Raw genomic sequence first — 25,302 nt, forward strand, 5'->3', positions numbered from 1 at the left:
GGATGTCTATAATGAGAAACGATTGCATTCCTCTCTGGGCTATCGACCACCCAACGAGTTCGAGGCCCTACTGAGGAACGAAAAAGTGAACCGCCAAACCGTCCTACCCTAACCTGTCCAACAAAAGGGGTTCACTCCAAACTCCCATCACTCGCTGCCGCACATATGATTGCAAGAATGGCTAGGAGGGCGGCTATGATAGCTACAAGTATCCAGGCGCTAACACTTATTCCCGCAGAGGCTAGAATTTTCGACGCCAAAATGGCCCAAGCGGGTGGACCGCACTCCCCTCGGAGATAGTCAAATCCATGTTCGGAAGTATGGTCAAGGATGGACAGCTGCGCCTTTCTTGCCTTAACAGAAAATGCTTGAATGCTCACTAGGCTTGGCCCAACCGCGCCAAAGAAATTATAATGAATTGGAGCGAAATGAATCCGAAACTCATCCAGCATTTCTCGCGTAGTACCGGCCCGGACGAAGAACCTTGTCGTCAACTGTGAAAATGGGTGTTGCTCATTTTCAAGCACACCCATGATTGCAGGTAAGTGCTTTTCCATAACCTTGTCTAATCCTGACTCAACAAGTGCATCGCACATAGTATCAACGGCCTTAAATGCAGCTTCATAGTTCTTACGGCCCTCTGGAATGGACTTTCTAAATTTTTCCTCAAGTGTAGGCGCAAGTCGCCCTTTGCCAATCTTAGTGGCCCACAGCCGGCGCTCACGCCTATGGAACTTGTTATACTCTTCCATGTTCTCTGCAAACGCGGTGAACGCGCCTGTAAAGGTCTCTGTATCCAAGGCCCCGTACGCCTTCTTGAATAATGGGTCGACATACAATTTGTCAATGTTGTCTTTTAACGCCTCATATGCCGAGGCCAAAACTGGATATTCGTCCGAAGGGATACTTAATACATCAAGAGGCATCTTGACTTCTCCTTTCTTGCTTAAGTTTAAAATCTGTTTCTTGTGCCCAAAATACTGGTCACATAGTCAAAGGCGATATGTCTGATTTCTTTACTCCCGTGTTAATACCCATTGTTTGCCACATCCCGTCACGAGATCGCGGCGCAAAGATAGCGAGCATCCGTGTCAGATTCTGGCAGTGGAAAAACAACTTTTCTATTTTTCTTATGAAGCTTGATGAGTGATCACAGATTCCCAGGAACGCGTTGATATATAACCGGTAACGGGTAACCCCCAGCTTACTGGGGGACAGACGGGTGGCTTGAATCCCTTGCGCCTGTCCCGTACCCTTGGTCGGGGGTTTCGACACTTATCTGTGAATATTCCATTTCCCCTGCAAAATCACTATCAAACCGATGGTGATTTGGGCCTCGCCCCTCTTATAGAAAGAGTGCCTATTTAGATGTCCAAACGCGCAAAAATACTCACCGCCCACCGGCCACCACCCGTTGCGGAAACCAGAATTCCGCATGCCCCCATTTTTATAAACAAACCCAAATTAATTGGCTTGTTTCTTTCCTCCCAATCTGTTTTCTGTCATGGTCTTAACACCCTATCCCACCCCGTATGAAATCACCCAAAAATTTCATAAAGCAAAGCCAAACTTCAGATCGCGTTGTGGTATATGCGCTTAGGCCGTTTTATGTTGGCTTTGCTCCCTTTACCCGCCTTCTCAATAAATGTTATATTATTAAGGGACAATGCCTTAGGCTATACTCCATCCCGCCCTGCTTCGCACATCATGGTCCGAACTCATTGGCCTCACCACCGAGATCTGCGCAAGAGGACCGGTGCCGAGTACATTTTAAAAATCGAAGAAACAAACCCAATTCGTGGGGTCGGCCTTTTCCGCCTAATTCATTGTTATCCATTATAGTGCCGGTAAACATCGCCCATTTTCTCAATCCCGACATTGAGTCCGGGGCTCACAACTCTACCTATGCTGACCACCCCCCATAAATCCGGTTGCAAATATGCGGTTCTGATGTATCTTTAGACCGATATGGCCGCCGCGAAAGAAAAACCCAAAAGCTCCCGCAAATTAGCTCCTAATCTCCTCTTCTGGGTGCTTCTTGTGGTCATCGTCGCCGCCGGCATCTATCTCCGCCTGGCCAACCTTGATTCCGACCCGCCGATCTATTTCGATGGTTACGGCCAGTCGCTCACCACCGACCCCTACCATTACGTGCTTCATGCCCGCAACCAGCTTCTTTTCGGCCAGAGCGACCCTTTCAATCAGGAGCGCTGGCGGGTATTCGAGTACACGCTTGTATCGGGCTTAAGCTATGTCTTGTTTGCCCTTTTCGGTATCTCGCGTATCAACGCCAACCTGGCTGGCCTGATACCCTCGCTACTGGCCATATTTCTCTTTGCCGCGGCCATGCGGAAATTTGTCAGCCGCTGGGGCATGCTGCTCATCTTATTTCTTTTGCTGTCGAACAAGGTGCTTTATGTTTACGGACGGCTGCCATACACCGAAAACGGCCTTCTTCTGATAGCCGCCGCCCTGTTCTTTGTCTTTGCCTATTATCGCCACCAACTCTGGGGCATTATCACCATGGGGGTGCTGGTTGCACTTGCAGGATTGAGTTGCAAAATATTCGGCTTTCTCCTGATAGTCCCGGTAATAGTCTCAATCTGGCTGGAAAGCGAACCGCGCAGGAAAAAGGATATTCTCACCGTCGTCGGCTCGACTCTGGCCGCAGTGCTTCTCTGGTTCATTCTTATCTTTGGCGGGAAATTCGGCGCTTTCACCGATTTCCTTTTCAAGCAAACAATCGGCCTTTATGGATTCCCCGAAGCTCTCAAATCGCCCCTGACCTTTATTGTCAAGCTAATCAGTTTCGGCAACGATTCACTTTTCTACTATCTCGGGCCGGCACTGAGCATCACCGGATTTCTGAGTCTTATAGTTCTGATCCGTTTCCATTCATGGAAAAGCCTCAAAGAAAATCTCCCGCTTCTATTCCTGATCGTCTGGTTTGTCGCCGGGCAGATATTCTTCATGCCGGAAAACTATCGTCCCCTTCGATACATTTTTATGCTCTATTTCCCCCTGGCAGGCTTGGCCGGGTATCTTTTCAGTCAGAAATTTGATCGGTTCAAGAAAATGCCGTCGCGAGAAGGGAAAATCTTCATAGCCGTGCTATTTCTTGCCTTCTGGATGACAATTGACCAGATCGCTTATAACGGCTATGCTATGTCGGGGAATCTGGCCGATAGTGAGAAAGATTCCGCCACGATTGTCCGGATAATGCTCGTGCCGGCGGCCTTGCTCACTTTCCTGGAGATCAGATATCATCTCATTCGCAGGGTGATTTCACTGCGATATGCCAAAGTAACCGCGTTCGTTTTGATTTCGGTCGTCGGACTTTGGAATTTCGGACAGGAATATAATCAATGGGAAAAGCAACGGGCTTATGCGAGCAAAGAGGCGGGCGAGGATTTGGCGCAGATACTGGGCGAAAATGCCGTTATCAGCGGCCCGTTGACCCCCACCCTGCTTCTGGAAAACAGGCTGAAGGGGCTGATCTATGCGGCCGGAGTTTCTAATGATGACCCCGACCTTTTCCGGAAAATTCCTGTGACCCATATCGCAGTTGATGGCGGGGCATCCGGTATCTTGATCAAAGAGTTTCCCTATTTGGAGAAGGCAGAGAAGGTCACCGAGTACTGGATAAGGAATTCCGGCATTGTGCTGGTGCGAGTTACCGACCTGACCGGAAACGCCGCGGCCTCTTCCTATAAAATGACCGACTATGAAATCGGATGGCGTTTCAAAGAAGAAAAGCAGAATGACAGCGCCCTATTTTATATGGAGAGATTCGCCTCGAAGTACCCCAATAATAAGTCGGTTCTGAAGGCCATAAGCGATCTTTATGCACTGAGCGGCAAATTCGAACTAGGCCTTCAAGCACTTCAGAAGGCAGCAAACCTCTATCCCGATGATTTCTCGGTCCAGTGGGCACTGGCAATTTACCTGCATAAGATGTATATCGGGAGCGGCGACAAGAGCTATCAAGTGCTGGCTTTTCAGGCCTATTTGAAAACTGTCGCCAAGAATCCTTACAAAGCGGATGAAATAAAATCAGTCTCGAAAAAAATCGCCGAGATGCGACTTGGCAATCAATAGTCTTACCGCTTATTTTCATCTATCAACAGATATTTCCTATCGATTTTCACCTATCCACCCATTAGCATGAAACTTTTTTTGTGATTTCTGGTTTAATAGAGTACTTAATTGACATAAAATTTTTTGGATTGCGAATTATGCTTTTGGCTTTCAAGGTCTTATATGATTTATTTTAAGAAAGTTTTTAGTTGACTTCCAATTTCAAAAAAGGGTACTTTACCGCCGCGCGGTGAGATTATGCAAATAGAAATAATCTATTCCAAAAGTAATGCCGACCACCTGAAGGCGGCATCATTTGTTCATGAGGCGGTTCGAAACCTCGGTATTACGGCCATTATTACCGAGCATGAAGCTCAGATGCCGAATCCGAAGGTTATGGTCAATGGATTTGACCTGATTAATTCGGTCAAGAAGATTGGCAACGGGGGAGAGGGTTTGACCATATCGTACGATTCGGTCGTGAAAGCCCTTGAGCGAACTGCCTGGGCCTGCATTTGAACTGACCAGATTACTTTTCATCAATTGAAAATTCCGGGTTGAGCTATATTTGTATTTGGGTGCGTTCATTAGTGCTCAATGTCCCTTTCGGGGCGGAAGATCGAATTTTGTACCGCGTGGTACGGTAATTGGACAATTTGGAGAAATTATATTTGGCGTAACCATATATCAATTAAGCTATTGGCCGGTCGGAAATACTTGGCATGCAGTTTGATATCTACTTCGGCAAAAGATTTGGAGCTTAATGGAAAGGAGTAATATGATGTTTCGGAAAACTCTAATTCTACTTCTGTCAATTGGATTGATTGCGCTTCTTGCCGGCTGTGGCAAGGACAGCACCTCCTCCAACTCCGAGGATTTAAACAAGATCGCCGCACAGTTCGGCGGTTTCACGCCCACCAATGAACTGCCTTATTTTGGAGATCCCACGCTGGCCGCCAAGCTGGGTGGAGATAAACCCTATGATGATCCTATTGCTGCCGGCGAGGATTCCCTGGTCGGCGACACCGGCATCTCTCTGTATGCAATAAGGATTGTTTGGGGACGCCTGGCCTATGATTCGGCCTCAACCACGCCCACCGACTGGACCGGTTCTCTTAAAGTATCCCGTGGGATTGAGATTCTGCGCCGCACGATAAATTTTGAACCGGCCAGAGATTCTATCCTCCCGCGGACCGATCGATCCCTTATCGAATGGGTTTCAAGAACCACCGTTTTCCATGATGGCATCTTTGTTAATGTTTTCGTTCCGCCGGCTGACAGCGGCGATACCAATACCTCTCCGGTCACTCTGACATTTGACACGGCGCCGTTCAAAATCACCTTTAATATCGACCAGTTGAACGGGTTGGATACGGTCTATTATCTCAGCGATTCCAACGCTGTGGCGGTGCAGGCGTTCAGATTTACCTGGCGATACTGCCCGAGAGGATTCCTGGCCGGTTTCTGGGGAACCGATGACAGCGGCAACGGGATTTTTTACGGCAACTGGATGACCTGCAATGGCAAGATTCTGGGCCAGGTAAAGGGGAAATGGGGCATTCCTGACAGTACCGGCGAAATCCAGCGGGTTTTTGTCGGCAAGTATATTGATATCAACGGCAGATTCGAAGGGCTTTTGAAGGGAGATTATGGCCCGATGCCTAATATACATGCTTCTGAGAAGGCTATGTGCCGGGCAGGCGGATGGTTCAAGGGGAATTTCTATGACCGCGATCTGAATATTCTGGGCGACCTGCGGGGAAGATATAAATCGCACCCGCGCGATGCCGCCATGGGATTTTTCCACGGCCGATGGAAAGTCGCCTGCCGGTCAATTATTGGAAATGACATGGGGCCCGATTTCTAGGCTAATCCAACCATTTCCATAAAGATAAAACAGCCGGTCGGTTAAACTGCCGACCGGCTCTTATTTGGGGCAAGATAGAATCCTTGAAGTCTCGATTTTGAAGAGAAACATAAACCTCCATTAAGTTGACCAATTACTCCACCGGCAGGTCCTGAGCGGGGGAGTCCGGCATTTTATTTAGGGAGGAAATAATGAGAAAGAGATTTTGTGGCATATGCCACGCAGGTGACAGTTGCTGACAGTTGGATTGACGATTGATTTCATCTCATTTATAGACATATAAAGATGAATAGTCTTTATTAATGGGGGGAGGCCAAAACACCATCAGTTTGATTGTGATTTTGCAGGGGGTGCTATGAGGGATAAGGAGTTGCGAAAAACCGCCCGCGAATAGAGCTTGACTTTGGGCGGATGGCTGGTATTTTATGGCAGATTCGGTGGAAGATTACAGTTATTAATTTGCACCTGGGACAGGGATTGAGAATTCCAGCCTGTTGGGTGGGTTGCCGGTTGCAGAGGAAAGATATGCTTATGACGAAAGCTATTGAAATTGAAAAGACGCTGTGGGAACAAATCGCAGATGAAATGCTCGCCCGTTTGTCTCGCAGGGTTGAATTTGAGGGACAAAGTCTCGAAGCCATCAGACGAGCGGTCGAATGTGGTGATCTGAAGAACCCGTCAAAGGTGGCTGAAGCGATTACACCCAAAGGATCGATTGAGCTATGAAGTTGATGGAACTTGAGATTTGGAATGTAAGGGGAATCCCTTACCTAAAGCTCACGCCAAACGGGAAAAACTTGCTAATATGGGGACCTAATGGGTGCGGCAAGAGTGCGGTAGTAGATGCCATCGATTTCCTGCTTACGGGACGAATATCGCGTCTGACGGGAAAGGGTACTGCAGGTTTGTCGCTAAGCAAGCATGGACCGCATGTTGATCACGAACCCGAGGACGCGAAGGTTCGTGCAGTCATAATGCTGCCTGACGGCGCGACCAATACGGAACTTGTGAGATCGATGGCGGCACCCAACCGGCTCGACTATGATCATAAATTGGAGTCATCTCTCAGTCCCATTCTCGCTACCGCTTCGCAGGGCCAACATGTTTTGACAAGGCGAGAGATACTGAAATATGTGACGGCGGAGTCTAGCAGTCGAGCACAGGAGATTCAGGATCTCCTGAACATTACTGAGATTGAGGATATCCGAAAAGCTCTTGTAAAGGTGGCTCATGAAACTGAGAAAGGGCTCCAAACAGCAAAACGTCTTGAGGATGCAGCAAAAGCGGCAGCAGGCGCAACTACCCTGTTGAAAACATACGAATCCACTGCCGTGCTTAACTTTGCGAATGATAATCGCGTGCTGCTGAAAGGTGCCACACTAAGCGATTTACACTCAACAACGTTGAAGGTGGGCATTACTGCGCCACCAGCTCCAAGCACTTCGATTTCTTACAACGTTGCCATACTTGAGAAGGATATACAGGGCCTCAAGGATCAAATGTCCGGTGAGCGGCAAGAGGAGGCGGTAGGACTAGTACAGAATCTCACAGCAAAAGTCGCAGGGATATGTTCTGACCCAGAAGCACTACGTGCCCTCTCTTGTTTAAACTTGGTGGAACTAGGTATTGGTCTCATCGACGACTCCGACAGTTGCCCGCTGTGTGAAACTATGTGGCCGCCCGGAGAATTGCGGGCACTCCTGCAAAGGCGTCTCATTGCCGCACAGTCCACCAAGGAGCAAAAAGAGCAGATAATGGAGCTGGCATCTAAATTGACGACACTCTTGAACACCGCGATTCTTGGAGTGGAATCAATTGTCAGGGTCGGGAAACTCTTGGCCCTGGATGTAGACGTGTCAGCGCTTGAGGTCAGATTAAGCACTCTAAAGGGACTCTCGCAAATCATTGCAGAGCCGATTGAGAAGTCTAATGAACTGGCCAATGCACCAACAATTTTGCGTGAGAATTTTCTCGCGGGGACCCTTGTAGATCGTCTCGAACATATTCGCGCGGTCGCAGAAGCGTCGTGCCCGAAACCAACACCTGAGCAGACGGCATGGGATACCCTTACTCACTTGGAAGAGAACCTGAAGGCCTTAGAGAAGGCACAAGCAGATCTCACCAAGGCTGTACTCGCTCAGAAGAGAGCAGAATTACTTCTCGCGGACTTCCTGTTAGCGCGTGATACAGTCTTACAAAGACTCTACGATAGCATACGCGATCGCTTTGTTGAACTTTACAGGCAACTTCACAAAATCGATGAATCGGTTTTTGCGGCGACTATCGTGCCCGACGGCGCAGGGCTCGATTTCCAAGTCGATTTCTATGGTCGCGGGCTGCACCCCCCGCACGCACTCCACAGTGAGGGACACCAAGACAGTATGGGGCTTTGTCTCTACATGGCCCTTGCAGAGCGACTTACAAAGGGGCTAATCGACTTGACTATCTTTGACGACGTAGTAATGTCAGTGGACGCGGATCACCGCCGCCAGCTTTGTGAGATGCTCGCTGGCGCTTTCCCCGAGCGCCAATTTCTTATTACAACACACGACAGAACTTGGGCAAGCCAGCTTCAGTATTTGGGCGTTGTATCGAAGGCCGCGGTTTATGAGTTCACGAACTGGAACATTGCGTCAGGCCCCGCGGTGGATTTTGATGAGGCAATTTGGGATCGCATTGATGAAGACTTGAAGGAAAATGCGGTATCGTCGGCAGCACATAAACTACGGTGGGGATCAGAACAGTTCTTCCAGCTAGTATGTGATGCACTTCGTGTGCCTGTCGTTTACACACTTGATGGAAAACACGAGCTGGGCGAATATTTGATACCGGCCATGAATTATTACAAGAGCCTTGTAGCCAAGGCACAAAAAGCAGCAAAGTCATGGGGAAATTCCGAACTTGAACAAGCCCTTGTTGAGATCGATAGTGTCAGGAGCGCGATATTTAGCCGAACTCACGCGGAACAATGGGGGATCAATGCGAATGTGCACTACAACAATTGGGCTAACTTCACACCAAATGACTTTAGACCAATTGTAGAGGCGTTTGCAGATCTACATGGACTGTTTAAGTGCAATAAATGTCAGTCATTACTCACACTCGCGATGACAGATATGAAACCTGTTACTGTAAAATGTCGTTGCGGTAATGTGGATTGGAACTTACTGACAAAGAATGACTAAGTATTCTCTTTAGCAACGTAGGTCTCTCTTGGCCTACTGGTTTTTCACTTTGCCAACCCAGGGCGGAGCCGAATCGATTGTCTGCCGAAGCATAAGATATAATTGGGCGGCATGATGCTGGACATGACGCATGGTATACAAAAGCAATTCAAAGTTGGTCAGTTCCGGCCTCTTGGAGCCACACGATTGATTGGCGGTCTCATCAGCCAGAGCCAGTATTGCCGCACGGCATTTCTCGCGTCCATGCTTGAGATAAGTATGAAGCTCCTCTTTGGAGTACACCCGCGGAGGAAGGACACCGGCCGGATCCATCTCCTCAAGACCAAAAGGGGCAGGAGGAGTAAACCGTTCCGCGGATTCCGACAAATAAAAATCAAGCCAGAAGAGGGTGTGGGAGGCCACATACCAATATTCCGGTTTTCGCGAGCGGTCGCCCCAAATTTTATCGGGGCAGGCGAGCAGGGCATTTTCAAGCATGTCAATGGCGGCTCCAAATTGCCGCCAAATGGTTGTTTTCCAATAGGTATCCATATTTCTCCATTTCTCCTGAGACAATTTGAATAAACATAATCTGCGGGACGGTTGCCCGCAATCACTTTATAGTAAAGAATGATAGTCAAGACCGCCAGGGGGGCTTGGCCTGCGGGTCTGGAACTAATCACGCTCGGAGATTGTTTTGCAGATAAATATATGGCCGTTGGCCCGGCTGGATTTTGCCCGGCTCAAGGATAAATTATTCTTATGCAACTTGGAAAGAGTTATATATCGCTTATGCTTCTGCTGGCCGTGGCGGTCACGGCGGCGGTGATCAGTTTCCCGTCGCGGCCATTGATATCCAAAGCGAATACCGAGGAGAATGCGATGACATACAATAAATTGACACCGGAAGAAGAACGGGTGATTATTCACAAGGGAACGGAGGCGCCGTTCTCGGGGATATATTATAAGTACACCGCGGACGGCACGTATACCTGCAGACAGTGCGGCGCGCCGCTGTTCAGTTCCAAAGACAAATTCGATGCCGGCTGCGGCTGGCCGAGTTTTGATGACGAAATTCCCGGCGCGGTCAAGCGAACGCTCGATGCCGATGGTATCCGCACCGAAATAACCTGCGCCCGCTGCGGCGCGCATCTGGGGCACCTGTTCGAGGGAGAGCAGATCACTCCCCAAAATGCCCGCTATTGTGTCAATTCGATTTCGATGGATTTCACGCCGGTCGCACGGGGAACCAAAACCGATACGGCCTATTTTGCGGGAGGCTGTTTCTGGGGGACGGAGTACCTTCTTCAGCAGGCCGAGGGAGTACTATCGACACGGGTCGGCTATATGGGCGGCCACACGACCAATCCAACGTATGAAGAAGTCTGCGATCATACTACCGGGCATGCCGAGGCGGTCGAGGTGGTATTCGATCCGGCCAAAACTGATTTTGAAACACTGGCGCGGCTGTTTTTCGAGATTCACGACCCGACCCAGAAAAATCGCCAGGGGCCGGATATCGGCGATCAATACCGCTCGGCCATATTTTACAGGAATGAGATGCAGAAACAGATTGCCGAAAAATTGATTTCCATTTTGAAAGGGAAGGCGTACGATGTGGTCACCGAGGTGACCCCGGCCGAGAAGTTCTGGGAGGCGGAGCAGTATCATCAGGACTATTACGAGCATACCGGCAAACAACCATACTGCCATATATATAAGAAACGATTCTAAATTATTGTCTTATCCGGGCCATAATTGAGTATATTCATGGTCGGAGAGATGAACGGCTATGAGATTCACTAAGGCTATTGTGCGGATACCAGGCCCCAGCATGGTCGACGGCCTCAGCTCGGCCGGATTGGGCAAGCCGGACTATGAAAAGGCGCTGGCTCAACATGCCGCCTACATTGACGCGCTCAAATTGTGCGGCCTTGAGGTAACGATCCTGCCGCCCGATAATGCTTATTCTGATTCGACATTTGTAGAGGATACCACCCTGCTGACACCCGCCTGCGCTGTTATCATGCGGCCGGGAGCGCCATCGAGACGAGGCGAGACCGAAACGATCGAAACAGCTTTGAGACCGTTCTATTCCAACATCGAACGAATCATCTCTCCCGGTACCGCCGATGCCGGCGATATCATGATGGTCGGAAACCATTTCTATATCGGCCTTTCGCAACGGACAAACAGGGAAGGGGCGGAGCAGATTATCGGGATATTAAACAAGTATGATATGAACGGCTCCACAGTAACTCTCAAAAACGCCCTGCATCTCAAATCGGGCACGGCCTATCTCGAAAATGAATTTATGGTTTTGGCGGGAGAATTTGTCGGACGGCCGGAGTTTACTAAGTACAGAGTAATTCCGGTTCATGATGACGAAATCTATGCGGCCAACTGCCTCTGGCTGAATGGAACGATATTGATAGCCGCCGGGTATAATAAAATAAAGAAGGCTGTTGAATCGTGCGGATACAAGACGATCGCGCTTGATATGTCGGAATTTCGGAAGCTCGATGGCGGCTTAAGCTGCCTTTCCCTGCGATTTTAGGCGAAAAGAATCTTGAAGACGCGATGTCGGAAGTCAGATTACCTGCAGGCTCGATTTTCCGCTTGATCCACTGACTTATATGCAGTAAATTATCTTAGAAGATTATCATTTTGAGCTCTGCGCTCGGTAGTTTATAAATGATACCTCAACGGTGCAGGAAAGGAAAAATATATGGATTCTCCGGATAAGATCAAATCACTTGTGAAAAAGAAATATGGCCAGATTGCTTTGGCCAAGGACCCGGCCGGTTGCTGCGGAGGCGGCGATTGTTGTTCCGGCACGGATTTCACCGTGTTCAGTGATGACTACTCGAAACTTGAGGGTTACAATCGCGAGGCCGATCTCGGCCTGGGGTGCGGTATCCCGACCAAACATGCGCAGCTGAAAGAAGGGCAGATCGTTGTCGACCTTGGTTCCGGTGCGGGAAATGATGTTTTTGTGGCGCGGCGAATTGTCGGCGATAAAGGAATGGTAATCGGCATCGATATGACCGAAGCCATGATTGAAAAAGCGCGGGAAAATAATCTGAAGATGGGTTACACCAATGTCGAGTTTCGTCTGGGAGATATCGAAAGCCTGCCGGTGACGGAAAATACCGCGGACAGAGTCATAAGCAATTGTGTGCTGAACCTGGTGCCCGATAAAAGTAAGGCGTTCGGCGAAATTTTCCGGGTTCTTAAACCCGGCGGTCATTTTGCCATTTCCGATATCGTTATCGAGGGAGAACTGCCGGAGAAAATTAAGGCGGCGGCCGAAATGTATGCCGGGTGCGTGGCCGGAGCGATTAGCAAGAATGCCTATCTTGAGACAATTATTGCGGCTGGATTTTGCGACATTGCGGTGGTCAGCGAAAAGAAAATCGAATTACCTGACAGCCAGCTGAGCAAGTATCTTGATGCTGAAGGTTTGCAGGGTTTCAAAAAATCGGGAGCGGCCATTTTAAGTGTAACGGTCGTGGGGAACAAGCCTTTGGGGACAGATTAGCCCACAGTCGCCCCGAAATTTGCCGCGTGCAGAATAAATCACCCGCCGAAATCTTTGGGGAGCGAATCGACTATTTTCTCTCGCCGTCGGGAACCCTTGAGTTTCGTAGTTTTGTAGATCAATGACCCCTTGGGGTCTTGACATTGCGCCGCAGGCGCAAATCTCCTCCGCGTCAGTGCAGTCGAGCAACCCGACGTTTCATATAATAATCTGCCGGGCACAAAACCTTTTTCATTTTCTTCCGTAATATTCTCATATTAAAGTATAGGTGGATATCTTCCATTTTCCTTTAAAATGACGGAGCCATTTCGTGAAGAAAAGAAATCTGGGTTACCTTGGCTTATTAGGGATGCTCGGTATTTTTGGCATGCTGGGCATGATTCCCGGTTATGAGTCCCTCTACGGTCTCTATGGGCTTTACGGGCTATTCGCCCTTTTTGCATTTTTCAGATATCCGGATAAATGACCTGAAGAAACAGCCCTGCAATTCAAAATTCCCCCCGAATTCCACCTATGGTGGAATGAGTGGGGGGGTTGACAATTCCCTCCCATTTTACCGTGATCGGCGGGTTCTCAAACCCGCCGCCGTACGGTATTACTTGTTCCGTCAGGTCTCGCTTCCGCCAATGCGGAATCTAGTACCCTACGCAACTGCAAACGAGAGAAACGGCAGGACTCGGCCGTAACGGTCATTTCTGCGTTGCGGCGCTGTCGGACGGCTTGGGCTTCTCCTGAAAATCCTCAAGCGCGTGAGAGAAATGCATCTGCCGGATCTTCCACTCGCCATCGATCTTCTCCAGCACGCCGGTCCAGCGGACATTTACCCAGTTCGCAGGCTGGCCGTTCCATTCATTGAAATCATCGAGGTAGCAAGACCACCAGGCGCAATCGCCGGAGCCTGACAGAGTAATCCGCAAATCCTTGAACTCGGATCTGACGCCTTTGAAGGCCGGATTCATGAACACCTGCTCCGTCAACGACTTAAACGCCTCAAAACCCGAGATTGTGCCGGCGTTATCAGGAGAGAACCAGAACAGCGATGAGTCATTTACGAAGCAACTGTAGGACAACTCCTTGTCCTTGTTCAGCACCCACCTGATTGAGTTCTTGACTACCTGTTCGACCTTAGCTTTCTCGGTCACGGGATCCACTTTTTGAGCCATGGTGCCACATCCTCCAATCAACAGGAGAATAATGAGTGTGACGCACCCGTAATTCATGCGTTTCGTCATTTCAGTATCTCCTTTCTAAGTTTTCTATTATTTTTGCGTCCACCCAATAGATTTATGTCGTCAAACAATTTGAACACGAACTTACTTCAAGTTAAGATGCTCCTTGCCTGATAGCAACTGTTTTTCGATATGATTCTCTCCTTTCCCCGATTGTTTCTATCTTGATTCGCTCTCTAATATTCCTTGTTCCGTCAGCTCTCGCTTCCGTCAATGAGGAATCTACCCAGCTGTTTTTGATATACCTGGCCGGGTGAGAAGAAAAGAAATATCTCATAACAAGAATTCCAAAATAGAACAAATCATACTGACAGGAATTGACAGGGGTTCAGTATATATTGCATATCAGTTTTGGCCATCTCGCAGGGAAAGTACAACAACCGCAAGTCAGCTTGGATTCATCGGGAAACGGTAATTACTGGAGGATGTTTAGGCAGTTGTCGCTGTGACATTACCGTAATGCTCCTGGTGGTCCATATTTTCGATGGCAATTTGCATTAAGGTTCTTTCGCCTTGTTGCCGAGAGCAGCCGACATCTCTCGACATAACTGGGATTGATTTGAAAAGGCTTAAACTATTTTGAGATACCGGAATGCCTGAAGGAATACAGGGATTTCGCCCATAGGAGGTCTTAATTTTTATGGCAGATGAGTTAAAGCTGTCAAAATACAATCATTTCTTCAAGTTGGAAAACGGCAACTGGCTGGCATTTAATGCCTTGCGTTGTGGATTGGCGGAACTCGACCAACCCAGCTATGATAAGATCGCCATGTTTTCAGAGGGCAAAGAAACCCCGCACACTCCTGATAATGATGATTTGCGCAAAGATTTCATGAAAGGTGGATTTTTAATAGGATCGGATATTGAGGAAATTGACTTAATAAAATTTCGACATTATACCGCCCGTTTCGATGGCCGGCGACTCGCACTCACTATTATACCCACCCTTGAATGCAATTTTGCATGCGATTATTGCTATGAAGACGCCCGACTTCATTCATTGCCGCCACATTGCGGAAGTATAATGACCGATGAAGTGCATGATAATATTATCGGATTATGTGAACGTGAAATTTCGGAGGGATCTGCCTTCTCTGTTACATGGTATGGAGGCGAACCTTTGCTGGCGCCGCAAATCGTTGAGGAAATGTCCAATCATTTCATGAAAATTTGTGAGGCGAAGCAAAGTAAATATTTTGCCGGGATGGTGACCAATGGTTATCTTCTTGACCAGGCCAATCTTGAATTGATTCTCAAAGCGAGAATAGCATTTCTTCAGATCACGGTTGATGGACCAAAGGAAGTTCATAATATTAGACGGCCTCTTAAAAATGGCGGAGGAACTTATGATCGGATTGTTGCCAATCTTGCCAATATCCCCGATAATGCTCCCATTATGCTATCAATACGCATAAATATCGACAAGCGAAATCAAGAGAGCACTTCTCTTTTGCTTGAGGATTTAAAGAAAAGGGGATTTCACGAAAAACCCAATTTTCATCTTTGTTTGGGCCAGGTAATTCATTTATCAAAATCCTGCCCTGGTATCGCCGCGCAATGCATGATGACGGAGGAATTTTCCACTTTTTCAGCCAATACATACAAAATAGCCATGGATATGGGATTTAGAATCACGCATTACCCAATGATCATGATGAGCAACTGCGGCGCCATTCGCCGGGGTTCGGTCGTAATCGAACCAAATGGAAATATCCAGAACTGCTGGAATACCGTAGGTGAATCGGAACTGCGAACCGGGATTCTAACCCCCGAAGGGATTGAGTATAATCATAACTATGCTAAATGGTTGAGCTGGACCCCGTTCGAAAGCGATTGCAGAGAATGCAATATCCTGCCCATTTGCATGGGTGGGTGCCCGTACAAAAGACTATATCAAAAGAATGGTGCCTATGTTTGTAATGATTTCTGTGCGAATTGGAAATACAATCTCATGTCTATGCTCAAGATTGTAAAAGAAGCAAAAGAACGCGGGCTTTGGCCTCAGGTCGAAAAGCGACCCCTTGTGGGTGATATCATATGAAAAGCAATAATGCCTGTTCAGAACACAAAATCCTGAATCTCTATCATGTTTGAAAGGAGGTGACAACATGAATTGGTTGGTTGAACCGCCTGATGGTGGCGATGATCCATTGGACTGCGGGTCTAATGTTTGTATCATAAAGTTCTGCCCGATTGATGTATGTGCGGAGCTTTGCTTTCACTGCCATTGCTGGCTCGATTGGCATATACCATGTGACATCTCTAATCCACCCCCTCGCCCGCCCAACGCTACATAGTGTATGGGATGGCTATGGATACGGGATAAATCGGGTAACCCACCCGCCGCAAGCGGAATGATGACCTGACGGTTCTCTTAAGATTCTTTAAAAGCGAATTCAGCTTGACTTTGCGCCGAAAGTGGGTATTTTATATCAGATTTGGTGGAAAATTGCAATTATTAATTTGCACCTGGCCTAGAGTATTGGAATTCCCACCCGTTGGGTGAGTTACCAATTTGATTTGATGAATAATTAATTTAACGTTTATATGGACACTGTTTTTACAGTAACTGCGAATCACCTTTTTAACCTTGGGCCCCAAGACGCCGTTAATGTTGTGCGACAATTGCTGTGGGCAGAGGCAACCGCAATCGGACTACCCAGATCTCAAATAAACGTTCCATTCAATATTAATGCTGCAGATGGCGGAATTGACGCCGAGGTTACTCTGCCACCAGGGCCTACATCTAAAGGCCTCCTGATCCAAGGCACCTGCAAATATCAAATCAAATCCGGTCCCATTCCTCGCCTTACTGACAAAGTGCTACGGGATCTTCTATATGAAAAACGCACAAAAGAGTTAAAAGGTGGCGTAAGGCATTGTTTTGAGCAGGGTGGCACTTTTGTCGCATTGCTGTTTGGTTGGGACAACCCCAGACATAACTTGGAGGATAAGATTTCCAAGATGACCGAAATCATCGAAAAGCAATATCCAGATTTGGGTCGAGTCAAGATCACAGTTTGGGGCCAAAACAAGATTGCCTCTCTCGTTTCGGTTTATCCATCAATTTCTTTGGCAATCACCAGTCGGGGCGGACTAATGCAAACTCACAAAAGATGGTCCGCAAACGCCAATATGTCCTATACATATTTCCCGACCTCAAACATTGACTCAATAATTAAGACAATCATCGACGAATTACTGTCCACTTCGCAGAATAATCGAATTCATGTATTTGGCGACTCGGGTGTGGGCAAAACAAGAATAGTACTCGAAGCTACTAGAGACGAAAGAATCCAACCCCTTATTCTCTATTTCAGCAATCCTGGCGATCTTCGGAATAGTGATTTATATCGCGAACTCGCAAAGGGCGATAACCCCTTTCGGTGCATTCTGATCGTAGATGAATGCTCACCGGAAAAAGGGTATGAATTAACCAATTTCCTTGGCCCAAATCGGCAAGGAATACGACTGATAACAATCAATGATGAGAGGGTTTCGAGAATATCAGGGACTGTAAATATCGGTGTTCCCCGATTACCACGTGAACAATCGATGGCCATTATTTCGTCCTATGGCATTGAGAGTGTTGATGCATCACGCTGGGCAGATTTTGTAGACGGATTTGCGCGAGATGCGCATGATGTCGGTCAACATCTTGTTGGCGAGGAACCAAATTTGCTCAAGAGTCCCGACATGATAAGGGTTTGGCAGAGTCGGATATCGATAAATTGTACTCCCGGGTCAAATGAGCACTCACGACGTGTTTTAGTACTACGCTGCTTGAGTCTATATAGACAATTTGGATTTGATTCAGATCACTATAGGCGTCACAGGAATGTTATCTGCTCCAAAGTCCAAGAAATTGACTCTACTATCAGCAAACCTCAATTTGAATCAATAATCGTAAGCCTTCGTGACATAGGCATCCTTAGAGGCGAATATGTGCTTCGTTTCACCCGCAAACTGATGCACTTAAGGATGTGGGTAGAATGGTGGGAACACTATGGGGGTACATACAACTATAGCAGATTCGTTGAGGGCGTTCCTGACGATCTAATCGGTTGGCACAATGAAATGTTCACATACGCCGCCGAATCACCTACAGCAGAGAAGATTACTCGGGACCTACTCGGGCCTGATGGTGCTTTCCCTACTGGTGAATCGCTGAACTCAATGCTTTCGTCCCGCTTATTTTTTGCTCTGACAAATGCGGATTCAACGGCAGCATGCGCCGCGTTGGAGAGAGCCATTGGTTCATGGAATGAAGACCAGTTGCGGCATTTTGAGGACGGAAGGCGGTACGTAGTATGGGCACTAGAGCGCATTGTTATTTGGAAAGAAACATTTGAGCGAGGTGCAAGACTCCTATTGGCCCTCGCACGAGCCGAGACAGAGGATGTGGCCAACAACGCAACTGGAGTGTTCGCGGAATTATTTGCCCCCGGTTTTGGCCGTCTTGCACCCACAGAAGTTCCGCCTATGAAGCGTATTACGCTGCTTCAGGAGTTGTTCGATTCGGGAAATCACGTTAATATTCGCATAGCTCTATTGGCCTGTGATAAGGCCCTAGGGACTCAAGGGGGTTTCAGAGAAGTTGGTCCCGAATATCAGGGCTTGAAGAAGTTGCCGGAATTATGGACGCCGAAAACCTGGGGCGAGTTGTACGAATATTATGAAACAGTTTGGAATTTGGTGTCTGCCCACTACGCCACACTGGACACTGAAAATGCCAAGAAAGGCATCGAAATACTTCTAAACAGGGCAAGGGGATTGGCACAGATACAGTATTTAGCGCCTATTGTTCAGAAGACCATGGAAAACCTGGCCAGCTCCTACATGGTTGATAAGGAAGAGGTGGTCAAAGTAATTTTGCGAATTCTACACTATGATCGTAATATGGCTCCCCCCGATATAGTTGCTAAATGGGAAGAGATCCAAAAAGATATCGTTGGTTCAGACTTTAGTTCGCTCTTAAAACGATATGTTGGCATGTTCATATATGAAGACCACATTGATGACAAGGGCAATAAAACTGATGTCGCTCGTGCCAGGATAGGCACACTTGCAGAGAAGGTAGCAGCGGAACCGGCATTGTTGAATTCAGAGCTTACCTGGTTGATGACAGAAAAGGCGGCCCGTGGTGTTGAGTTTGGCTTTGATTTGGGCTCAATTGATACTGTGAATTCTTTTCTGCCATTACTTATTGAAAGTCAGAAGCGAGGCGATAACAGAGCATTTCTAGGGGGGTACTTCGCTGCTCTGCTTCATCGCGATGAAAGTCTTTGGGAGACAACACTCGAGGAAATTGCCAATGATGATGAAACAGTCGGTTGGGTACCCGAACTGACTTGGCGCTCAGGTATCACTGACAGAGCAGCGAAGCGTATACTGGAACTCGCGGAGGCAGCAAAGATCCGCCCTGAAGATCTGGAGCCTTTCTCAAGAGGAGGAATTGCCAGAAAGATCGCTGAATCAATATTAATTGGGTGGCTTAGGTTCTTGCTGTCCCCCGGCAACAGGAAGTCGATTGCAATTGCTATGCAATTACATCATTATTACTATGCGTACCCCGAGCCAGTACGCACGATGCCACGAGATATAACTCTCGAGCTAATATTGCATGATTCACTGTTTGATTTGGACCAGAGGGATGAGTGGATTGCTCCTATCGTCGATGGCATCTGGGAGTGGACAGCACTCGCTCTGCTTTATCAGAATCCTGATATCGGTTTAGAAATCGCCAAGAAGTACATTGTTAATTTTGGATTGGAAGGGACGATAATTGGAGGATATCATTCGGGATCGCAGAGGGTTATGAACGCAATCGCCGAGAGATTTCCTTCAGCAGTATGGCAGCTTGCCGTAAGAGAGATTGGTCCTCCTGTCACCGCAGTGGCATTCCACATCTCGCAATGGCTTAGGGGCGGCGAGTTCTCTCCGGCACCTCAGGGTGCGATGTATTTCTTTGATCGCACAGATATTTGGCGATGGGTTGACGCAAATAAAAATGAGAGAGCGCCTTATATGGCCTACATAGTCCCTCCAAGTCTTTCCAATCAAGGTGGCGTTACTAGTCTGGCTAGAGATGTCTTGGTCCGATATGGGGGTATTGAGGCTGTGCGAAATGAGTTCCATGCAAACTACGGGACCGAGGGATTTACTGGACCTGGTAGCCTACATTTTAGAAAGAAAAAGGCTGCTCTTGAACAGTTACGATCGATTGAGCAAGATGCGAATGTGTTACAATGGTTAGATGAAGAGATTAAGTCTGTAGAGTACATCATCGAAAGAGAGAAGATCGAAGAAGAGCATAGAGGTTTCTAGTTTACTTATTTTCCACCATTCGCTGTTCTTCCTTACGATCGCACGCCGTTAACCTTCTAAGAATCACTAGTAGCAGAAACAGGTCAGGATCTTTTTAGATCCTGACTTTTATCTTAATTGGTGTGTTTGCACTTGATCGGGGACGATTATATCTCATTCCGGCGGGATGTCCAATATGAATCGCTGAGGCCGCGGACAAGCATAAAAACTGCCGCGGCAAGCAGGATAGGCGAGCTCCAGAATCCGGGCAAGATTCTCCACAGGAAAGCCGACCCAATCATGTGACCGCACGCATTCAATATCATAAGTATACCCAGAACAGTCGTGAATCGCTGTACCAGCTTTCCGCCTCGGGCAACTACAGGTGTGAAGGCAAAGCCGGCAACAACTAAAAAGATCAGAGTTGCAAGCCAGAGTCGAAATGTGAATGTCGGCATTGGAAAGAATCCGAGACGCTGCCGGAGGCCGGTCACGACCTGATTGTAGAATGGCAGAAAATCTGTCATGGCTTCGTCAACCACGTGCAAAACTATGGCGGACATCATTAGCACCCATGCCATTACTTTCTTATTTTTGAACAATCCTCGCTTTGTACTCATCAGGACTCCGAGGGTTGCGATACGACGAATAATTCCGTCAGGCAATCCCGACAGAGGTCGGGACTGACGGCGCGGTAAATTTGATTTGCTTCGCAAATCATTGTCAGGACACTAAGGGGTCACTGACCTACAAAACCAATGCCGGAATTCGAAACGCCGACCTGCAAATCCGTGACCTGCTATTTTCCGCCGGTCAATATCTCAATTTCTTTCAGGAGCGCCGCCTCAAGGTCTTTTTCTTCCACCTTGCCGATAATCTCCCCTTTCTTGAACAGAATCCCCATGCCATCACCGCCGGCAATGCCGATATCAGCGGCGGCCGCCTCGCCGGGGCCGTTCACAATGCACCCCATCACGGCCACTTTGAGTGGTGTTTTATAGCGCCGCGTTTTCTGTTCGATCGCCTCGGCCAGCGGGATCAAATCTATCCGGCAGCGCCCGCAGGTCGGGCAGGCGATCACCTCCACCCCCTCTTTTTTCAGCTCCAGCGCTTTCAAAATCGCCTTGCCGACTCGCACCTCCTCGACCGGGTCGGCCGTCAGCGACACCCTGATCGTATCGCCGATACCATTGATAAGAATCGCCCCCAGCCCCACCGCTGATTTGACCGTGCCGGTTGCCAGTGTCCCCGCCTCGGTGATCCCCAGGTGAAACGGATAGTCTATTTTTTCGGCCAGCATCATATGCGCAAAGTAGGCGGTATTGACATTGGTCGATTTCAGCGAAATAACGATATCATGAAAATCGATACTTTCCAGAATCTCAATCTGGCGAAGCGCCGCCTGCACAAACCCCTCGGGATGATCATGGCCGTATTTCTCAAGCAAGTCTTTCGGGAGCGAGCCGGAATTGACCCCGACCCGAATCGGTATGCCGGCATCTTTGGCCGCCCGGACAATCTCTTTCACTTTCCAATCATCGCCGATATTGCCGGGGTTGATACGGATCTTGTCCACTCCCTGACGAATCGACTCCAGAGCCAGTTTATACTTAAAATGGATATCGGCCACCAGCGGGATAGCAATTTGCGATTTAATCTCGGCCAACTTGGAAACAGCCTCATCATCGAGCACCGCCACCCGGACAATATCACACCCCTCGGCCTCGAGCCGCTTTATCTGGGCGACCGTGGCGGCGGTATCGCGGGTGTCGGTCGTGGTCATCGATTGGACTGATATCGGAAATCCACCGCCGATTATGACTTTGCCCGCTTTGACAGCGCGGCTTTTTCTTCGGACCGGAGGATATTTCAGTTCCATATACTTATTGACCTTTGAGCTTACCGGCTGTAATTTACGCCTTTTACGACTAATATCAACTGAAAGTTGGTTAGCTTTGATCTGGCGGATTATCGGCGTTTTGGTTCTGGCGGCTCTGATTGTAACCGGATATCTATGGATAAGAGACTGGAAAGAGCACCGTCTGCAAATTGAATACCGTCGCTATGCCGGAGCAATCACCGAAACCTCGGTTGCAGCCGAGCTTTACCGCAACAAGAAAGACTCTTTTTCGGTGGTCAGGGATTCGATATTGCGCAAGTACAATGTTACGGCAAAAGAAATGCTCGATTTCAAAGAGCGATTCAAAGATGATCACGAGGAATGGGCCGTATTCTGGAAATATGTCACGGACATGACCGACAGCAGTGTCAAATGGTGGCAGGAAGAGTTGAGAAAGAGGGCAAAGATATCGGCCGATTCAATCAGAGCTAAAGTTCAATCGGATTCTATTTGAAAAGCATCGGGGTAATGTTCTAATTTCCCCTCGAAAAAAGTTATCAGATCAAAGCGGAAATCAAATCCGATTAATTCGTGTTCGATAATGAACTGCTGCGCCGCCTGGACTAAATTTTCTCTCTTGTGGCGGTTGACCCATTCGCTGGGATGGCCATACTCACCGCTCCGGCTTCCCTTGACCTCCACAAAGGCCACCAAGTTCTCTTTGGTTGCTATGATATCAATTTCTTTGTGGCCGGCCTGCCAGTTTCTTTCCAGAATGCGGAATCCCTCCCTAACAAGAAATTCCTCGGCCAGCTTCTCAAAGCCCTCTCCTTTAGCCCGCGTGCTCTGTTTGGATTTCCGGTTCAAAGTGATGGGAATGATTATTTGAGAATTTCCTCGACCGGGCGGAAAGTGCGACGGTGAATCTCGGTTGGACCGAACATCCGGAGTTCATCAAGATGTTTGGCCGTGGGGTAGCCGCGATGCTCCGAGAATGAGAATTCCGGGTAGAGTTCCTGATACTTGTCCATAATCCGGTCGCGGGTGACCTTGGCAATAATGGAGGCAGCCGAGATGCAGGCGCAGATGGAATCTCCGCCGACAATGGCAAACTGGGGGATTTCCAGATTGGGGATAGTATGATTGCCGTCAACCAGAATCAATTCCGGCTTTGTCCCCAGCGATATGACCGCTTTGCGCATAGCCAGAAGCGAGGCGCGCAGGATATTGACCTGATCAATAGTGGCATTGTCGATAATACCGACGGCACAGACAGCGCCGGCGGCGGCGATATCATCGAATAGTTCCTCGCGCCGGCGCGGGCTCAGTTTTTTGGAATCATCAACACCGGGAATGACAACCCCTTTGGGAATGATTACGGCGGCCGCTACCACCGGCCCAGCCAGCGGGCCCCGCCCGGCCTCATCAACGCCTGCAACAAAGTTGTATCCTTTGGCGCAGAGCGATTCCTCGATATGGGCCAAATCGGGCATCAACCCGAACGAACGATTGATTTTCAGTGTGGTTGGCATCAGCACATCACCAAATTTAATATAGTATCATTATTTTTCTAATCAAGCGAATTCTATATAGTCTATCGGCCAAATACAACCCCAATATGATATTTTTTTAAAGACATGGATAATGAATTGTCTTCCAAAGCAATCATAAGAAGCTCTCCTAATTCCTTTTCATGCCGAAATGATCCAACCGATTACCGAGATTGTCTGCCAATTTGGAACCGGGAGGAAAGCGATTTCAGGGCCTATTCAATCTTGGCGGAGTCCATTTTAAATTCCAGAAAGTCCAGAGTGAAATCAGCACCTATTTTTGTTGGCATTCTCTGAAGAGTAAAATAGTCTGGAGAGGAGTTTATTTTAATATGGCCGGGACCGGCTATAAATTGCCCAACAGATGGATCAACTGCAACCCAGTCACCGATCCAAACCTCATTCCATATCTGACCGTGCCAGTACGTAGTCATATATTTCTCGCCATAAGCAAATCTGGTGGGAATGCCTGCGGCTCGGGCAAGCGATGCAAATAGAATAGCCATTTCGCCGCAATTTCCCTGCTTGCGGAAAATAGTCTCGGACGCTTTTTGAAGCCCTGCCGCTGGATTATATTCAATGTTGGATGATATCCAGTCCAGAATATTCTTAACCACCTCATAGGCGTCCGTTACATTGCTGACGATATCGGCCGCCAGAGGCTTTATTTCTTCGCCAAAACGGACGAGTTCACTCTCCCCCAAGCAATCACTGTATTGATTGCCAGTTATGGGTAAAGGAAAAGTTACATTTTTCGGCTCAGGGCGGTTGATTTCCAATAAAGCGGCAAACCTTTTCGGGTACATGATTTCGATGCATTTCTGATGATTATCCGTCAAATTGTTCATATACCTGAAAGTGTTCATATTGCAGGTAAATTGAATATAAGTCTGTTTCATTCTATCAAAATCACGGAATTGATACTCCGTAGATATCCTGCCTATATCATCACTCACAACATTTAAATAGTCGACATTTATGGCGGTTGCGGAATCGACCGCACGCTCTATAAAAGAAGCCCCACTATCTTCAACCTCAATTTCTTTGATACCGCGACGCGTATCCAAGATGTAATTTATCTTTGAGCCGCGTAATAATATTGTGGCACTAACTGAGGTATCATTTCTTGCAGTGATTTTCACAGTAGCGGTATCCGGCTCCCATTCCCCCGGATTGAAAGCGTCGAATTTCCATTCATCCAAATCCTTATTTAAGAGAATCAAATCCGGGATGACAATATCGTAATATGCGTTATCGGCATCGAATTCCACGTCACAACATTCGCCTATAAGATCATCCCAACAATTCATCCATAAGTAACTATCACCACAGCCGCCCTGCATATTGATACTTCTCGCCGGAGATGCAATACGATAGTGAAAACTCATTCCGTTCGCCGGTCTGAAGTCGGGGGTGACAAGAAAAGTCCCTTCCTCCACAATATCGCCCGGCAGAAACTGCCGCAGTTCAGGCTTTACATGTTTATTGTATCGATATTCCAGATTGCCGTCATCAAGCGTTCTTATCTGTATATGCTCGTATCCGTATGCCTTACCATTTTGCTCCATTCTAAGCCAGTATTCCTTAAGCGGCGCGGCGCTTGTGCTATTGAGCACGAAGAAAAAGGCAATCAGAGCCAGTGTCAACAGTCTGTTTAGCATTCTTACCCCCATGGTTCACGTTTAAAGCTAGATAATAAATATTACAAAATTCTCATATAACATCAAC

Annotated in this window: 20 protein-coding genes; 12 read left to right on the forward strand and 8 right to left on the reverse strand. The window is 47.9% G+C overall.

Features of this window, described 5'->3' with window-relative positions; translation table 11 throughout:
- Nucleotides 1-131: 131 nt before the first annotated feature.
- Nucleotides 132-926: a hypothetical protein gene (locus tag NT002_00355; GenBank protein ID MCX6827729.1), complete on the reverse strand. Its 795-nt coding sequence runs from the start codon at nucleotides 924-926 to the stop codon at nucleotides 132-134.
- A gap of 1,042 nt (nucleotides 927-1,968) precedes the next feature.
- On the opposite strand from NT002_00355, the gene NT002_00360 reads away from it, so the two are divergent.
- The 5 genes from NT002_00360 to NT002_00380 all read left to right on the forward strand — a co-directional run bounded on the left by NT002_00360 (nucleotide 1,969) and on the right by NT002_00380 (nucleotide 9,129).
- Entirely contained in the window at nucleotides 1,969-4,098 is a 2,130-nt protein-coding gene (locus NT002_00360) for a hypothetical protein (GenBank protein ID MCX6827730.1), read from the forward strand.
- Between the two features lie 237 nt (nucleotides 4,099-4,335).
- Nucleotides 4,336-4,596 (forward strand): hypothetical protein, encoded by a 261-nt coding sequence (locus tag NT002_00365; protein MCX6827731.1) that lies wholly within the window; start codon nucleotides 4,336-4,338, stop codon nucleotides 4,594-4,596.
- Nucleotides 4,597-4,855: 259 nt separating this feature from the next.
- Nucleotides 4,856-5,944 carry a hypothetical protein gene (locus NT002_00370; protein ID MCX6827732.1) on the forward strand — a complete coding sequence of 363 codons (1,089 nt, stop codon included), beginning with the start codon at nucleotides 4,856-4,858 and terminating at the stop codon, nucleotides 5,942-5,944.
- Nucleotides 5,945-6,475: 531 nt separating this feature from the next.
- A complete protein-coding gene (locus NT002_00375) occupies nucleotides 6,476-6,670 on the forward strand; it encodes a hypothetical protein (protein ID MCX6827733.1) in 195 nt (64 codons plus the stop codon).
- The gene (locus NT002_00380) at nucleotides 6,667-9,129 is read left to right on the forward strand and encodes an AAA family ATPase (protein MCX6827734.1); all 2,463 of its coding nucleotides are present in this window, start codon (nucleotides 6,667-6,669) and stop codon (nucleotides 9,127-9,129) included. Before NT002_00375 ends, NT002_00380 begins: the two co-directional genes overlap by 4 nt.
- A 33-nt stretch (nucleotides 9,130-9,162) precedes the next feature.
- On the opposite strand, the gene NT002_00385 is transcribed toward NT002_00380, so the two are convergent.
- The gene (locus NT002_00385; GenBank protein MCX6827735.1) at nucleotides 9,163-9,660 is read right to left on the reverse strand and encodes a DinB family protein; all 498 of its coding nucleotides are present in this window, start codon (nucleotides 9,658-9,660) and stop codon (nucleotides 9,163-9,165) included.
- A 330-nt stretch (nucleotides 9,661-9,990) separates the two neighbouring features.
- Between NT002_00385 and NT002_00390 the strand changes: the two genes are divergently transcribed.
- The 4 genes from NT002_00390 to NT002_00405 all read left to right on the forward strand — a co-directional run bounded on the left by NT002_00390 (nucleotide 9,991) and on the right by NT002_00405 (nucleotide 13,115).
- Nucleotides 9,991-10,842: a bifunctional methionine sulfoxide reductase B/A protein gene (locus NT002_00390; protein ID MCX6827736.1), complete on the forward strand. Its 852-nt coding sequence runs from the start codon at nucleotides 9,991-9,993 to the stop codon at nucleotides 10,840-10,842.
- 58 nt (nucleotides 10,843-10,900) lie between these two features.
- On the forward strand, nucleotides 10,901-11,665 hold the full coding sequence (locus NT002_00395; protein ID MCX6827737.1) for a N(G),N(G)-dimethylarginine dimethylaminohydrolase: 765 nt from the start codon (nucleotides 10,901-10,903) through the stop codon (nucleotides 11,663-11,665).
- Between the two features lie 171 nt (nucleotides 11,666-11,836).
- On the forward strand, nucleotides 11,837-12,649 hold the full coding sequence (gene arsM, locus NT002_00400) for an arsenite methyltransferase (protein ID MCX6827738.1): 813 nt from the start codon (nucleotides 11,837-11,839) through the stop codon (nucleotides 12,647-12,649).
- A 310-nt stretch (nucleotides 12,650-12,959) separates the two neighbouring features.
- Nucleotides 12,960-13,115, forward strand: a complete 156-nt coding sequence (locus tag NT002_00405; GenBank protein ID MCX6827739.1) for a hypothetical protein — start codon at nucleotides 12,960-12,962, stop codon at nucleotides 13,113-13,115.
- Between the two features lie 223 nt (nucleotides 13,116-13,338).
- Here NT002_00405 and NT002_00410 read toward each other — a convergent pair whose 3' ends face one another.
- Nucleotides 13,339-13,881 (reverse strand): nuclear transport factor 2 family protein, encoded by a 543-nt coding sequence (locus NT002_00410; GenBank protein MCX6827740.1) that lies wholly within the window; start codon nucleotides 13,879-13,881, stop codon nucleotides 13,339-13,341.
- A gap of 637 nt (nucleotides 13,882-14,518) precedes the next feature.
- Between NT002_00410 and NT002_00415 the strand changes: the two genes are divergently transcribed.
- Together NT002_00415 and NT002_00420 are read left to right on the forward strand one after the other, a co-directional pair.
- On the forward strand, nucleotides 14,519-15,919 hold the full coding sequence (locus tag NT002_00415) for a radical SAM protein (GenBank protein MCX6827741.1): 1,401 nt from the start codon (nucleotides 14,519-14,521) through the stop codon (nucleotides 15,917-15,919).
- Nucleotides 15,920-16,425: 506 nt separating this feature from the next.
- Nucleotides 16,426-20,205, forward strand: a complete 3,780-nt coding sequence (locus tag NT002_00420) for a hypothetical protein (protein ID MCX6827742.1) — start codon at nucleotides 16,426-16,428, stop codon at nucleotides 20,203-20,205.
- A gap of 146 nt (nucleotides 20,206-20,351) precedes the next feature.
- Here the strand turns inward: NT002_00420 and NT002_00425 are convergent, their stop codons facing one another.
- Together NT002_00425 and ispG are read right to left on the reverse strand one after the other, a co-directional pair.
- Nucleotides 20,352-20,804 (reverse strand): hypothetical protein, encoded by a 453-nt coding sequence (locus NT002_00425; protein ID MCX6827743.1) that lies wholly within the window; start codon nucleotides 20,802-20,804, stop codon nucleotides 20,352-20,354.
- Nucleotides 20,805-20,983: 179 nt separating this feature from the next.
- A complete protein-coding gene (ispG, locus tag NT002_00430; GenBank protein MCX6827744.1) occupies nucleotides 20,984-22,063 on the reverse strand; it encodes a flavodoxin-dependent (E)-4-hydroxy-3-methylbut-2-enyl-diphosphate synthase in 1,080 nt (359 codons plus the stop codon).
- A 76-nt stretch (nucleotides 22,064-22,139) separates the two neighbouring features.
- Between ispG and NT002_00435 the strand changes: the two genes are divergently transcribed.
- Nucleotides 22,140-22,538 (forward strand): hypothetical protein, encoded by a 399-nt coding sequence (locus NT002_00435; protein MCX6827745.1) that lies wholly within the window; start codon nucleotides 22,140-22,142, stop codon nucleotides 22,536-22,538.
- On the opposite strand, the gene NT002_00440 is transcribed toward NT002_00435, so the two are convergent.
- The 3 genes from NT002_00440 to NT002_00450 all read right to left on the reverse strand — a co-directional run bounded on the left by NT002_00440 (nucleotide 22,520) and on the right by NT002_00450 (nucleotide 25,235).
- Nucleotides 22,520-22,891 carry a YraN family protein gene (locus NT002_00440; protein MCX6827746.1) on the reverse strand — a complete coding sequence of 124 codons (372 nt, stop codon included), beginning with the start codon at nucleotides 22,889-22,891 and terminating at the stop codon, nucleotides 22,520-22,522. The two genes, NT002_00435 and NT002_00440, sit on opposite strands and share 19 nt — an antisense overlap.
- A 14-nt stretch (nucleotides 22,892-22,905) precedes the next feature.
- On the reverse strand, nucleotides 22,906-23,556 hold the full coding sequence (locus NT002_00445; GenBank protein MCX6827747.1) for a ribonuclease HII: 651 nt from the start codon (nucleotides 23,554-23,556) through the stop codon (nucleotides 22,906-22,908).
- A gap of 233 nt (nucleotides 23,557-23,789) precedes the next feature.
- Nucleotides 23,790-25,235 (reverse strand): transglutaminase-like domain-containing protein, encoded by a 1,446-nt coding sequence (locus NT002_00450; protein ID MCX6827748.1) that lies wholly within the window; start codon nucleotides 25,233-25,235, stop codon nucleotides 23,790-23,792.
- Nucleotides 25,236-25,302: the final 67 nt, after the last annotated feature.

The sequence above is a fragment of the Candidatus Zixiibacteriota bacterium genome (assembly GCA_026397505.1).
GTDB lineage: Bacteria > Zixibacteria > MSB-5A5 > GN15 > PGXB01 > JAPLUR01.

Excerpts from the sequence above, each read along its gene's own strand:
- NT002_00355 (MCX6827729.1), bottom strand. The coding sequence starts at position 926 with ATGCCTCTTGATGTATTAAGTATCCCTTCGGACGAATATCCAGTTTTG.
- NT002_00360 (MCX6827730.1), top strand. The coding sequence starts at position 1,969 with ATGGCCGCCGCGAAAGAAAAACCCAAAAGCTCCCGCAAATTAGCTCCT.
- NT002_00365 (MCX6827731.1), top strand. The coding sequence starts at position 4,336 with ATGCAAATAGAAATAATCTATTCCAAAAGTAATGCCGACCACCTGAAG.
- NT002_00370 (MCX6827732.1), top strand. The coding sequence starts at position 4,856 with ATGATGTTTCGGAAAACTCTAATTCTACTTCTGTCAATTGGATTGATT.
- NT002_00375 (MCX6827733.1), top strand. The coding sequence starts at position 6,476 with ATGACGAAAGCTATTGAAATTGAAAAGACGCTGTGGGAACAAATCGCA.
- NT002_00380 (MCX6827734.1), top strand. The coding sequence starts at position 6,667 with ATGAAGTTGATGGAACTTGAGATTTGGAATGTAAGGGGAATCCCTTAC.
- NT002_00385 (MCX6827735.1), bottom strand. The coding sequence starts at position 9,660 with ATGGATACCTATTGGAAAACAACCATTTGGCGGCAATTTGGAGCCGCC.
- NT002_00390 (MCX6827736.1), top strand. The coding sequence starts at position 9,991 with ATGACATACAATAAATTGACACCGGAAGAAGAACGGGTGATTATTCAC.
- NT002_00395 (MCX6827737.1), top strand. The coding sequence starts at position 10,901 with ATGAGATTCACTAAGGCTATTGTGCGGATACCAGGCCCCAGCATGGTC.
- arsM (MCX6827738.1), top strand. The coding sequence starts at position 11,837 with ATGGATTCTCCGGATAAGATCAAATCACTTGTGAAAAAGAAATATGGC.
- NT002_00410 (MCX6827740.1), bottom strand. The coding sequence starts at position 13,881 with ATGACGAAACGCATGAATTACGGGTGCGTCACACTCATTATTCTCCTG.
- NT002_00415 (MCX6827741.1), top strand. The coding sequence starts at position 14,519 with ATGGCAGATGAGTTAAAGCTGTCAAAATACAATCATTTCTTCAAGTTG.
- NT002_00420 (MCX6827742.1), top strand. The coding sequence starts at position 16,426 with ATGGACACTGTTTTTACAGTAACTGCGAATCACCTTTTTAACCTTGGG.
- NT002_00425 (MCX6827743.1), bottom strand. The coding sequence starts at position 20,804 with ATGAGTACAAAGCGAGGATTGTTCAAAAATAAGAAAGTAATGGCATGG.
- ispG (MCX6827744.1), bottom strand. The coding sequence starts at position 22,063 with ATGGAACTGAAATATCCTCCGGTCCGAAGAAAAAGCCGCGCTGTCAAA.
- NT002_00445 (MCX6827747.1), bottom strand. The coding sequence starts at position 23,556 with ATGCCAACCACACTGAAAATCAATCGTTCGTTCGGGTTGATGCCCGAT.
- NT002_00450 (MCX6827748.1), bottom strand. The coding sequence starts at position 25,235 with ATGCTAAACAGACTGTTGACACTGGCTCTGATTGCCTTTTTCTTCGTG.